The sequence below is a fragment of the Sediminibacterium sp. TEGAF015 genome (genome assembly GCF_025997995.1).
Lineage (GTDB): Bacteria > Bacteroidota > Bacteroidia > Chitinophagales > Chitinophagaceae > Sediminibacterium.
In genome coordinates, this window is sequence record NZ_AP026683.1 from 1,331,707 (window position 1) to 1,344,331 (window position 12,625).

General features: G+C 38.1%; 15 protein-coding genes. 5 read left to right on the top strand and 10 right to left on the bottom strand.

Annotated elements, in window-relative coordinates:
* Position 1: 1 nt before the first annotated feature.
* The 9 genes from TEGAF0_RS06030 to TEGAF0_RS06070 all read right to left on the bottom strand — a co-directional run bounded on the left by TEGAF0_RS06030 (position 2) and on the right by TEGAF0_RS06070 (position 6,715).
* A complete protein-coding gene (locus TEGAF0_RS06030) occupies positions 2 to 310 on the bottom strand; it encodes an NAD(P) transhydrogenase subunit alpha part 2 (RefSeq protein ID WP_264900881.1) in 309 nt (102 codons plus the stop codon).
* Positions 311 to 317: 7 nt separating this feature from the next.
* Positions 318 to 1,445 carry an NAD(P) transhydrogenase subunit alpha gene (locus TEGAF0_RS06035; RefSeq protein WP_264900882.1) on the bottom strand — a complete coding sequence of 376 codons (1,128 nt, stop codon included), beginning with the start codon at positions 1,443 to 1,445 and terminating at the stop codon, positions 318 to 320.
* A 17-nt stretch (positions 1,446 to 1,462) separates the two neighbouring features.
* Entirely contained in the window at positions 1,463 to 2,173 is a 711-nt protein-coding gene (locus tag TEGAF0_RS06040) for an O-methyltransferase (RefSeq protein ID WP_264900883.1), read from the bottom strand.
* A complete protein-coding gene (locus TEGAF0_RS06045; RefSeq protein WP_264900885.1) occupies positions 2,152 to 2,643 on the bottom strand; it encodes a hypothetical protein in 492 nt (163 codons plus the stop codon). The genes TEGAF0_RS06040 and TEGAF0_RS06045 overlap by 22 nt, the downstream gene beginning before the upstream one ends.
* A gap of 1 nt (position 2,644) precedes the next feature.
* Positions 2,645 to 3,142, bottom strand: coding sequence for a dihydrofolate reductase (locus tag TEGAF0_RS06050; protein WP_264900905.1), 498 nt, complete (start codon positions 3,140 to 3,142; stop codon positions 2,645 to 2,647).
* A gap of 1 nt (position 3,143) precedes the next feature.
* Entirely contained in the window at positions 3,144 to 3,938 is a 795-nt protein-coding gene (locus TEGAF0_RS06055) for a thymidylate synthase (RefSeq protein WP_264900907.1), read from the bottom strand.
* Between the two features lie 74 nt (positions 3,939 to 4,012).
* Positions 4,013 to 4,669: a hypothetical protein gene (locus TEGAF0_RS06060; protein ID WP_264900909.1), complete on the bottom strand. Its 657-nt coding sequence runs from the start codon at positions 4,667 to 4,669 to the stop codon at positions 4,013 to 4,015.
* Positions 4,670 to 4,727: 58 nt separating this feature from the next.
* Positions 4,728 to 5,918, bottom strand: a complete 1,191-nt coding sequence (locus TEGAF0_RS06065) for a proline dehydrogenase family protein (RefSeq protein ID WP_264900911.1) — start codon at positions 5,916 to 5,918, stop codon at positions 4,728 to 4,730.
* A gap of 80 nt (positions 5,919 to 5,998) precedes the next feature.
* A complete protein-coding gene (locus tag TEGAF0_RS06070) occupies positions 5,999 to 6,715 on the bottom strand; it encodes an SDR family oxidoreductase (protein ID WP_264900913.1) in 717 nt (238 codons plus the stop codon).
* 53 nt (positions 6,716 to 6,768) lie between these two features.
* Here TEGAF0_RS06070 and TEGAF0_RS06075 point away from each other — a divergent pair, with 53 nt between their 5' ends.
* From TEGAF0_RS06075 to TEGAF0_RS06090, 4 genes are read left to right on the top strand one after another with little or no spacing between them, the layout of a single operon-like run.
* Positions 6,769 to 8,271, top strand: a complete 1,503-nt coding sequence (locus tag TEGAF0_RS06075; protein WP_264900914.1) for a cryptochrome/photolyase family protein — start codon at positions 6,769 to 6,771, stop codon at positions 8,269 to 8,271.
* Positions 8,268 to 9,368 (top strand): FAD-binding domain-containing protein, encoded by a 1,101-nt coding sequence (locus TEGAF0_RS06080; protein WP_264900916.1) that lies wholly within the window; start codon positions 8,268 to 8,270, stop codon positions 9,366 to 9,368. The genes TEGAF0_RS06075 and TEGAF0_RS06080 overlap by 4 nt, the downstream gene beginning before the upstream one ends.
* 10 nt (positions 9,369 to 9,378) lie before the next feature.
* A complete protein-coding gene (locus tag TEGAF0_RS06085; protein WP_264900918.1) occupies positions 9,379 to 10,476 on the top strand; it encodes a mandelate racemase/muconate lactonizing enzyme family protein in 1,098 nt (365 codons plus the stop codon).
* A 46-nt stretch (positions 10,477 to 10,522) separates the two neighbouring features.
* Entirely contained in the window at positions 10,523 to 11,035 is a 513-nt protein-coding gene (locus TEGAF0_RS06090) for an acyl-CoA thioesterase (RefSeq protein ID WP_264900919.1), read from the top strand.
* A 5-nt stretch (positions 11,036 to 11,040) separates the two neighbouring features.
* Here TEGAF0_RS06090 and TEGAF0_RS06095 read toward each other — a convergent pair whose 3' ends face one another.
* Positions 11,041 to 11,808 (bottom strand): lysophospholipid acyltransferase family protein, encoded by a 768-nt coding sequence (locus tag TEGAF0_RS06095; RefSeq protein ID WP_264900921.1) that lies wholly within the window; start codon positions 11,806 to 11,808, stop codon positions 11,041 to 11,043.
* Between the two features lie 69 nt (positions 11,809 to 11,877).
* On the opposite strand from TEGAF0_RS06095, the gene hxpB reads away from it, so the two are divergent.
* A complete protein-coding gene (gene hxpB, locus TEGAF0_RS06100) occupies positions 11,878 to 12,543 on the top strand; it encodes a hexitol phosphatase HxpB (RefSeq protein WP_264900923.1) in 666 nt (221 codons plus the stop codon).
* Positions 12,544 to 12,625 lie beyond the last annotated feature (82 nt).

Genomic DNA, 12,625 nt, shown 5'->3' on the forward strand with positions numbered 1-12,625 from the left:
GTTATTTTTTCTTCTTGAACATTTCCAACATTCTGTCTGTCACCACAAAGCCACCAACCACATTCAGTGTACCTAAAACAACGGCTAAAAAGCCAACACTTAATGCCAGCCAGTCGTCTGACTCAACTTGCCCCATTACAATGATGGCTCCAATAATAACCACACCATGTATAGCATTTGCACCACTCATTAAAGGTGTATGTAATACACTTGGCACTCTACCAATTACTTCAATGCCCAGGAATATCGAAAGCAGCACTACATAAACCATTTCTATATGTTCCTGCAGAAATAACAAAAATGTATTCATAGTTTCTTTAGTTATTGATCAACGAAAGTATTCTGTCATGCACAACAGCTCCGTTATGTAAAATGCAACAGCCTTTTACTATATCGTCTTCAAAATTGAGTTGAATTACACCCTCCTTTGAAACAATCAACTGTAAAAAATTGTACAGATTCTTACCATAAACTTTACTGGCATCCACCGGCATATCAGCGGCAAGATGACTGTTTCCATATAATGTTATTCCATTAATTTGTGTAATAGTATTCTGCTCAACACCAAATACATTACCACCTGTAGAAGCAGCTAAATCAATCACAACCGAACCTGGCTTCATTAATTTGAGCATAGCTTCGTCTATGAGCAAAGGTGCTTTCTTACCTTGAATCTGAGCCGTTGCTATAATAACATCCGATTTGGCAACTGATGCCGCCAATCTTTCCCTTTGTTTTTGTTTAAACTCATCTGATTGTTCCACTGCATATCCTCCGGCAGCAGAAGCATCAGCAGCCCCTTCCACTTCAATGAACTTGGCCCCTAAACTCATTACTTCTTCTTTTACTGCAGGTCTTGTATCCGACACTTCCACCACTGCACCCAATCTTTTTGCTGTTGCAATTGCCTGCAAACCTGCTACTCCAGCTCCCAGAATTAATACTTTAGCAGGAGGAATACTTCCAGCCGCTGTCATAAACATCGGAAAATAATGAGGCAATAAATCAGCGGCCTTAAGAACTGCTTTATATCCTGCAATATTCGCCTGACTACTTAAAACGTCCATGGACTGTGCCCTTGTTGTTCTCGGAATCATATCAAGACTGAATGCCGTACATCCCATCTCAGCCATTGCCTGCATTTGCTTATAATTGAACAGTGGTTGTAAAACCCCTATAAAGACAACTCCTTTTTTGGCATGCATTAATTCTGCCGTTTCTTTAAGCCAAAACCCTGCAATAATATCAGAAGTTCTAATTAAAGCATCACGGTCCGAAATCTTCGCACCCATAGCTTCGTAATCAGCATCAGCAACACAAGACAATATACCTGCACCTTTTTCAACCCATACTTCAACTCCTAACTGTAATAAAGGTGTTAACTGAGCCGGAAGCATGGATACCCTTTTCTCTCCAGCAGGTTCTTTTAAAATCCCTATAATCATGCTTGTAAGTTAACGCTTTAATAGCGAACCGTAAAATGCTGCTTTACCTTGTTTTCCTTCCTGAAGAAAACCAATCCAACAAAAAATAAATCTATAGTTAGGGTAACCATTTCATCTGATTGGACTTGTCTCCAGACCGTCTCCATTTCCTTATTCCTGTGAATATCAACAAAAATCAAAACGGAATTTTCATGCAAATGAGGCTTTAACTGATTAAAGTAATGTAGGGTAGTTTCTTTTGGATAATTTCCGTTAACCAACACAAAATCTAGTTGGGAAATACGAGACAAAACAACGGGCAAGGTTTCATCAAACTCACCAATAACTTGTTCTATATTTTTTAATCCAAGGTATTGGAAATGTCTTTTGGCTACAGTTGCCGTTTCTGTAGATTTTTCCAAACTGATTACACTTGCATTGGAATTTGCTGCTGCCAGATAGCTGGTAGTAATTCCCAGCTTGGTTCCCAGCTCAAGTACCACAGAAGATCCAAAATAATTAACCATTCTAAAAAATAAATGATCGTACTTCTGAGGAGTTAAAGTTGATTTCGTAAGGGATTCTCTTGCAGATTCAATTAGTGGGAAATAATAAAAATTACGATCATCATTGAATACCCTTTCTATCAATTCGAATACAAAGGGAGAATGAACTCCATGTCCTTTTGCATTTTCTGCAAATAGCCAATACTGAATATATTTAAGACCTAATTTGACTGGACTGTACATGGATTATTCTTTTGAGTCAATTGAAGCCAATACCACCTTCCGCCGGCAATCAAGGCAAACCAGCTTGCAACAATCGCGATATTTTTAAACCATTCCCCGCAATCATAGATAGGCAATTCAGCAATATCCAAATACAATAGCATTATTACCAAACTAAACCATTTGCTTTTACTGAAAGCAGGTAAAAGAAATAAAAAGGGGACAAATACTGATGCAACCAACCTGACTGCATGGCTATCTATATAATCCTGCCATTGAAAATCCTTCGGCGCAGCTGATGCTATAGATCGCAAAAACTGAATCAATCCAATAATAATCCTGAGTTGATATATAGCAAAAACCATCAACATTAAATTCAGTATTGGCAAAAGGGATTGAACCCAGCTATTGACCAGACGATCTTTCCAGACAATTAGAAAAATAATTAAGAAAGGGATAAGCCATACGTATAAAAATGGATAGATTGCCATATTAGCTTTTCTTTATCCACTTTTGGAAACGATAAGAAAATGCATGTTTTTCATCAACGGGATGTGTTTCATCCATCACAATTTCCCAATGCTCTCCTTTAATCTCAGGAAAAAAAGTATCCCCTTCAATAGTAGTTTCTACCCTTGTTAAATAAATATTACTGGCAAAAGGAAGCGCTGCAGCATACAATTCTCCCCCTCCAATTACAAAGGCTTCTTTATAATGATTTGCAGTTGCAATAGCGATTGCTTCATCAAGAGAACTAGCTTTTTGAACACCATCGGCCTGCCAATTATCCTGTCTGCTAACCACTATATTTAACCTTCCGTTCAGCGGTTTTCCCGACAAGGATTCAAAAGTTTTTCGTCCCATGATAACAGGCATTGCCCAGGTGGTTTGTTTAAAAAACTTAAGATCATTTGGCAAACGCCAAAGTAACTGGTTGTTCAAACCAATAGCATTATTCTCTGAAGCAGCTACTATAATTGATATAATCATTTTATACAGCAACCGGTGCTTTAATAGCCGGATGACATTGGTAATTTTCTAAAGTAAAATCTTCAAAACTAAATCCAAATAAATCTTTCACTTCAGGATTCAAATGCATGTGAGGAAGCGGATAGGGTTCCCTGCTCAATTGCAGTTCTACCTGCGTCAAATGGTTATTGTAAATATGTACATCTCCAAAACTATGAATAAAGTCTCCTGGCTTTAATCCTGTTACCTGTGCCATCATCATCGTTAATAATGCATAGGAAGCAATATTGAAAGGAACACCTAAAAACACATCAGCGCTTCGCTGATACAACTGACAACTTAATTTTCCATCAGCCACATAAAACTGAAACAAACTGTGACAAGGCATTAAAGCCATTTTAGAAAGCTCTCCCACATTCCAGGCATTAACAATCATTCTTCGACTATCTGGCTGATTGTTAATTTGATTCAACACATCAGCAATCTGGTCAATCACTTTACCATCTGCCCCCTCCCAACTTCTCCATTGCTTGCCGTAAACTGGACCTAAATCTCCGTTGGCATCCGCCCACTCATTCCATATACTGACACCATTTTCATTTAAATATTTAATGTTGGTATCGCCTTTTAGAAACCAGAGTAATTCATAAATAATACTCTTTAAATGCAATTTTTTAGTGGTTACCAAAGGAAACCCCTTAGATAAATCAAACCGCATCTGGTAACCAAAACAGCTGATTGTACCTGTACCTGTACGGTCTGTCTTTTTTGCACCATTTTCCAATATATGTCTTAGTAAATCGTGATACTGTTGCATATACAAATTAACAACAGATTGACCGCATTTGATTGACCTTCCTGAATCTGTGAAGAAATTGTGATTATTGATTCTTATTTCTTACTGAGCAGTTTATTAAAACTCAAAAACCATCCCATATTACTTACATGGGTATCAAAGCTTCCCATTTTACCCTGTACACTGAGTCCGAAACCAATACTGCCTCTTACTGAAAATTCGTCGTATTGACCAGAAAAACGATCTACGCTTCCAGTCACGTACTTGTATGTAGTAGAATTGGTGTATTTTGAATATACTGCAGGTAACCCGGCCTGTAAGAAAAAGGCAATTGAATTTCTTCTGTTTAAATTAAAATAGTATCGGGTGATGGGAACCAAACCAAGATCTAAATTATTATTTACATCTTTGGTTTCTACGTTGGGAAAAAAAGGAGGAAATCCAATTGTAATGGGATAAGTTAAATACTTATTTTGCTCTGTATGAAAACCCGCAATCCCCATTAACCCTACCATAAAATTTTGCTGTACAAACTTCCCATACATGGGGGCAATTAATATGCCCAGGCTGGTATTGTTTTTACGAATAGATACATCCGTATAGGCCCCAAGCATATCAGAATAAACGGGCGAAATTCCAACACCCCAGAACGTTTTACCCTTGGAAAAATGTTGGAAAACAGGTTTTTCGTCCTGTGCACTTGCAATACTAGTAAGTACAAAGAAAAATAAAAGCAATACAAACGATCTCATCAATAACGGTTTTTTGTAAGATGCATTCTGTGTGAATTTTGCTGCACCGTTTATACCATTATAAAGCCTTTCGTCTGTCAATTTCTTTACGAATCAACGATAATTCGCGTCCGGTTTGTCCGGCAACGCTGGAGTTTTCCTTAGCACGACGCATCAAATAAGGTATTACATCTTTAATAGGACCAAAAGGCAAATACTTACTAACCTTAAACCCTTCTTTTGCAAGATTAAATGTGATATTATCACTCATTCCATACAACTGAGAAAAATGAACATGTGGATGATTGTGCTGTATATTTCTCTCGTGCATTATCTGCGCAGCAAGAAAGTTACTCGCTTCATTGTGTGAAGCAATAATGACAGAAATATCTTCTAGGTGATCAAAACAAAACTGAACTGCTTTATTAAAGTCGGTATCTGTAGCATCTTTATTAGGCTGTATGGGAGATCCATAACCCATTTCCAAAGCTCTTTCTCTCTCTTTCTCCATATAAGCCCCCCTAACCAGCTTAACCCCTAATTTGAACTGCTGTTGCTTGGCAATTTTATAGGAGAGCTGCAAAAAATGAAGGCGGTCATGTCTGTATAACTGAATGGTATTATAAACAATGACTTTGTCTTTATTAAAAGCTTCCATCATTTCCATGCAAAGTCTGTCAATAGGGTCCTGGATCCAACTTTCCTCTGCATCTATGAGCACCCCAATGTTTTTTTCTGCTGCCACTTCACAGATGGTATACATGCGATCTCTTACTCTGTCCCACTCAGCAATCTCCTCTTCGTGATCGTGAATACCGCTTCTTAATCTGGGGGCTTCGTTCAATGTTTGCAACAATCCGAATCTGGCCAGTCCAGTAACTTTAATACTGATAAAGGGAATATTGGTTTGGGTTGCAGCATAGTTAATAACTCGCAAAAATTCCTCAGTAGCATGATCAAAACTTGCTTCAGATTCCTTCCCTTCTACACCGTAGTCTAAAATTACCTGAATACCATATTTGCCTAATAAATTTCCTACACTGGCAGTTTCTTCCAGCGTTTCTCCACCTACAAATTGTTTGAAAATTGTTTTGCGGATCAACCCATTTACCAGAGGCATCCCTGATTTCATCACATAAGGAGTCAGGGTGGTTCCCAGCTTAACAAACCAAGGATACTCCATGGTTTTAAATAAAAACTTAGCTCCGTTTAATTCCTTATCACTCTTGTAGGCAAAGGCATTTTCGGTATTATCAAAGGAAATATTCATACTAACAGATGTTCGTAGCACAAATATCGGTACAAGATCTTTATGAATGATTTATTTATGCAAAAAACCGGTAAAAATCATCAGATTGCCTGGTGGTTAAATGGTTGTAAAACCATCTCACTAACAACCCCACTAGAAGGTTGCTGGCAGAGAAACCAGATTGCTTTCGCAGCTTCCTCCGCAATAATCATTTTATCCCGTTGTACGCGGAGGTCTATATTATCCCAAAAAGCAGAGTCTATCCCGCCCAGGAAAATATTGGTGATGCGTATTTCTGTTCTTTTGAGTTCTTCCCTTATACTTTGCATCATCCCTACCAACCCGTATTTACTAGAACTATAAGCAGCAGCTCCTGCCATAGGTACCTTACCCAAAACGCCAGGGATATTAATTATCAGGCCTTTTTTTTGTTCTTTCATATTCGGCAAAACGGCTTTTACCAAATAAAACGCACCAATTAGATTCACCTGTACAACTTTTTCAAAAGAAGCTGAATCCATGGTGTCCATGGTTTTGATGATTCCAATACCAGTGGCATTGATTAATGTATGAATATAGGGGGTTTGAGCCAACACAGCTGAAACCGCATGGTTTACTGAAGATTCATCAGAAATATCCATCTGAAAAGCCCTGCTAGCCGGGATTCCTGCCTGCATTGCTACTTCTTCCAGTTTCTGCATATTTCTACCCGTTATGTATACGATAGCGCCACTGGCACTTAATTGTTTAGCAACCTGCGACCCAACACCGCCTGAAGCACCTGCCAATAAAACTACTCTTCCTTTCAATGATTCCATTTTACTGTTTTTTATACAACAAAGCGAAAATGAATTTGTTGTAAAAGCTAATTATGAAAACAGTTACCCTGGTCTTCCCGCACCAGCTTTTTAAGGAGAGCGAAGCATTATTTGAAAAAAAACCTGTCTACCTCATTGAAGAATGGTTGTTTTTTAGGCAATATTCATTTCATTACCAGAAACTTTTATTGCACCGCGCCAGCATGAAAGCCTATGAATCTTATTTGAAGGCAGCGGGCCATTCTGTTCAATATATAGATTCGCAGAACCCACTTTCCAATATTCTTGAGCTAATTCCCTATCTGAAACAAAAAGGCATAAGACAAATTCAACTAGCAGATCCTGCAGACAATTGGTTATCGAGAAGAATCACAAAAGCTTGTTCAGCCCATCAAATTGAACTTCAAATTTTTGATAACCCTGGTTTTTTAAACTCACTGGAAAACTGTTCAGCTTTTTTTGACAAAAAGAAAACATTTTTTCAAACGGATTTTTATACATGGCAAAGAAAACAAAGAAATATTCTGGTAAATGACAAGGGACAACCCTTGGGAGGTAAATGGACTTTTGATGCTGATAACAGAGAAAAATATCCCAAAAATGCAGTCCCACCATCTTTTAATATGGCAAAGGAAAATGCCTTTATTTCAGAGGCAAAAGAATACATAAAAACATACTTCTCTACAAACCCTGGGGTTAAGGAAGCGCCGTTCGGAAATTCATCTAGCCAACAATACTATCCAATAGACTTTCATTCTGCAGAAGCATGGTTTGAACAGTTTCTTCAAAAACGCTTCCATGATTTTGGAAAATATGAAGATGCAATGGTATCAGGTGAGTCCGTATTACACCATAGCCTTTTAAGTCCCCTGATGAATATTGGCTTACTCACCCCAGAATGGATTATCAGAAGAACGCTTGAATATAGCAGTGAACAGGATATTCCAATGAATTCGTTGGAAGGTTTCCTTCGTCAGATTATTGGATGGAGAGAATTTATATACCAAGTATATGGCAGAATCGGTTCCAAACAAAGGACTAAGAATTACTGGGGATTCAGTAGAAAAATTCCTGACTCATTTTATACAGGAGAAACTGGCATTGTACCAGTAGATGAAGCAATACAAAAACTAAAAAAAACCGGCTATAACCATCATATTGAAAGGCTGATGATTTTAGGCAATTTCATGCTGTTATGTGAATTTGATCCGGATGAAGTTTACAGATGGTTTATGGAAATGTATGTGGATGCATATGATTGGGTGATGGTGCCAAATGTGTATGGTATGACGCAATTTGCAGACGGCGGGATGATGACTACAAAACCATATATCAGCGGCAGTAATTATATTCTGAAAATGAGTAATTACCCTAAAGGTAAATGGCAGGAAATATGGGATGCGCTGTTCTGGCGATTTATGCATGTACACAGATCATTTTTCTTAAAGAATCCGAGACTAGGTATGCTTATCAAAACATTCGATAAAATGCCGGATCAAAAAAGGCAGTCTCATTTACAAATTGCAGAAGACTATTTAAAAAAGATTTCACAATGATTCAATTCCCTACTCAATACAAAGAAATTATAGTACGCATTGAACAGGCTGATGCTAGGAAATATGAGAAGACCCGCAATTTCATTAATGGTGCTGTAACCTACCTTTCTCCATACATTGCCAGAGGTGTAATTCAGCTACCACAAATAAAAGAAATAGTTGTTCCAAAATTTGGTAGGTATGTTGCCGAAAAGCTTATTCAGGAACTGGCCTGGAGAGAGTTTTTCCAGAGAGTCTGGCAGCATAAACAATCAGCCATCTTTGAAGACCTGAAACAAGAACAGGAAGATATAGCGCATAAGCAAATTCCTTCCTGCATTGTTTCTGCCAATACTGGCATTCAGGCAATTGACAAAGCCATAGAAAACATGTATCAAACAGGCTATATGCACAATCATGCAAGAATGTACACCGCCATGCTTACCTGCAATATTGGAAAGGCTCATTGGCTTATGCCTTCAAAATGGATGTACTACCATTTATTGGATGGAGATCTGGCTAGTAATATGCTTAGCTGGCAGTGGGTTGCAGGATCATTTAGCAGCAAAAAATATTTCGCCAATCAAGAAAACATCAATAAGTATGCAGGTACCTTTCAGCAAGGGAGTTATCTAGATTGTCCTTATGAAGCGTTCCCTCCTGCTCAAATACCAACAGTACTTCTTTTGACAGAAACACCTGTTTTAACAACTCGATTACCAGAAAAAAAATCGCCGACTATTGATTCCTCATTACCAACACTTATTTACAACTCTTATAATATTGATCCTAACTGGCATCAGGAACTAAAAGCCAACAGAATTTTGCTATTGGAGCCCGACCATTTTGCCAAGTACCCCGTAAGCGAAAAAGTCATCAAATTCGTAATGAGTTTAGCTAAGGAAAACATACCCGATATTCAGGTATTCACAGGTTCATTCGGGGAACTGCAATCAATCGCAGGTAAAAATGAACTGATTTATAAAGAGCATCCAATTGCTGCTCACTACAGAGGAATACAGGAAGAAAGAACATGGCTATTCCCTTCTGTAAATCAATACTTCGGTAGCTTCTTTTCGTACTGGAAAAAATGTGAACGCTATTACCGGGAAAAATAGACATTTGCTTATGCAAATCACTTCTATAGACATTTACAAATATTCAATCCCCATGGTGCCTTTCACCATTGCAACAGGCACTATGCATTATGCACAAAACCTATTCATTCGTGTACATACGAATGAAGGCATTACCGGAAAAGGAGAATGTTCTGCTTTCCCCATGATTGTTGGTGAAACACAGGCCACCTGTTACGAAATGGCTAAAGAATTTGCAGCCATTTGGAAACAAAAAGATCCGCTGGATATTGATGCGCGATTAATGGAACTTGATTTGTTCACTGCGAGAAATTATACCGCCAAAAGTGCTTTTGATCTGGCACTATACGATATAGCTGCTCAACATGCAGGGCAACCCTTGTATGCTTTTCTTGGCGGAACCCGAAAGCCAGTCATCAGTGATTTGACCATTGGAATAGATACGCCTCAAGCTATGGCTAATCAGGCAATTTCATTTGTAGAAAATGGCGTAACAACCATCAAAGTTAAGTTAGGGAAAAATGCATTGGAAGACATAGAGAGAATCAAAGCCATTCGTGAAGCTATCGGATACCATACAGCCATCAGAATTGACGCCAACCAGGGATGGACATATGATGATGCAGTAAAAGCATTAACAGCACTGGGACCTTATCAGGTAGAGTTCTGCGAACAACCGATGCGCACTTATAATGATGAGTTACTACCAGCACTTTGCAAGTTATCTCCTATCCCTGTTATGGCAGATGAATCTGTTTACACCCATCACGATGCTGAAAGAATCATCAGAAATAAGGCCTGCCACTTCATCAATATTAAGTTTGCAAAAAGCGGTGGTATAGCAGAAGCTACCAGAATTAACGATGTAGCAGAAAAAAACAATATAACATGTATGATGGGCGGAATGCTAGAAAGCAGGATGGCTTTAACCGCAAAAGTTCATTTTGCTATGTCAAAAAAGAATATCGTTTTCTACGATTTAGATACTTGTCTGCTTGGTCACAAAGTAGATCCTGTTATTAAAGGTGTGGCATATAAAGGAATGGAATTGATACTATCCGATGAGCCGGGTATTGGCGCAGATGTAGATCCTTCGTTCTTGTCCAGCCTTGAAAGTATTACCATTTAACAATAGCTGGTTAAGCTAACCTATATTTGCATTTGAAATAACTGTTATGGAGTCGAAAAAATCAAGTGAAAGTTTTACAATAATGAATGAGTTGGTTTTACCCAACGACACCAATACTTTCGGAAATTTAATGGGAGGTCGATTGATGTACTGGATGGACATTGCTGCAGGCATTGCTGCAGGAAAGCACTCCAATACGCCTGGTATGACAGCGTCCGTTGATAACTTAAGTTTTAAAAATCCTATCAAACTGGGCAATGTGGTGCACATTGAAGCAAAAGTTTGTCGCGCATTCAATACATCAATGGAAGTTCACCTGAAAGTTTGGGGAGAAGATCTGTTACATCAATATAAATATGAAAGTAATGAGGCATTCTTCACATTCGTAGCACTGGATCCCAACGGAAAACCAAGACCTGTTCCTCAATTAATACCAGAAACAGAAGACGAACAAAAGCTTTATGATGGTGCTTTAAGAAGAAGGCAGCTCAGATTGATTTTAGCTGGCAAAATGAAACCAGACGATGCGAGCGAATTAAAAGCACTTTTTGTAAAATAAAGCGTCTATTTATCCAGCTTACTCATCAAATGGTGTTTACCTTTGAGCATGTAATTTTTGCTTTGCTCAATGGCATCCATTACCTGATCTAAAATTTCATCTACAGACTGGGTATAATCAATAATCATGGGTTCCTTAAATCTAACTGATAATAGGGAACCTTTCTTTTTAAATGACAGCCCTTTTTTAGTGAATGCTCTCCAGAAGCCATTAATTACCACAGGTACAACCACAGGCTGATTATTTTTTATGATATGCGCAGTCCCCTTTCTGCCGGGAGCAAAAGGTTTGGTTGTACCTTGAGGAAAAGTAATTACCCAACTCTTGTTTAAGGCCTGATCAATTTTCTGTGTATCAGACTCATCTCTTGTTCTGCTTACATCTTTACCCTCTGCCCTCCAGGTTCTTTTAACTGTTAAAGCTCCGGCTAGTTTAAACAAGCGACTAATCAAACTTCCATTCATTGTTTCTTCAGCTGCAACAAAATAGACATTGGTGAAAGGATTCAAGAGGTAATAAGGTAATCCCAGTTTATTTTCTTTACGCCATTTTACTGCACAGAAAATATGTATGAATGTGATAACATCCGCAAAATAGGTCTGATGATTGCTTACAAAGAGTACATTATTCCTAGGCAATTTTTTCAGATGCTCAGTACCCTCAATTTTTATACTATTAATTAAAGTAAGACCCGGATAGGTTGCCATGCCTACAAAACCATAGACAAAAGATCTTACTAAACGAATATTTTTTAGTCTTTCCACTAAATTCATGTCGATAATAATTGGCCAGCAGTGCAAAATAAGGAATAGATTATACATTTGCACGAGAAAAAATAACAGATGGCATTAACAACAGTAATTTTTGACATCGACGGCTTATTAATTGACAGTGAGCCACTTTGGCATGAAGCAGCAACAGATACATTCAAATCGTATGGAGTTCAATTAACCAATGCCATGTATGCAACTACTACCGGGCTCAGAACAAAAGAGTTTGTAGACTGGTGGTTCCATTATTTTAAAATAGATATGCAGCATGCAGCCAATGCAGAAAGAGAAATAGTAAAAACTGTGTTGAGAAAAATTGAAGAAAAAGCCAGTATTATGCCTGGCGTTCCGCATATTTTTGATTTCTTTTCCAGCAAACAATTTAAAATAGGACTGGCAACTTCTTCCCCACCAGAATTAATTGATTTGGTAGTAAAGATGACAGGGATAGGACCTTTTTTAAGTGCAACAGCATCAGCTGAATTTCTTCCTTATGGCAAACCTCACCCACAGGTTTACCTGAATTGTGCAGAATCTATGAACAGCAAGCCAACTGAATGCATTTGCTTTGAAGATTCTTTCAACGGTATGATTGCTGCCAAATCTGCGAGAATGAAATGCGTTGTCATTCCTCACCATTCTCAAACAAAAGATGAGAAGTGGGGGGCGGCAGATTTAAAGCTTTCTTCTCTTCAGAATTTTGGCGAGTTGCACTTTGACCGACTTTTTAATAGTTAGATTTTAAATTTAATCCCCAAAAAGATTTGGTTGTATACATAGCAATTTGCGTACAACCTTTTTTATGCCAGAAACAAAAAAG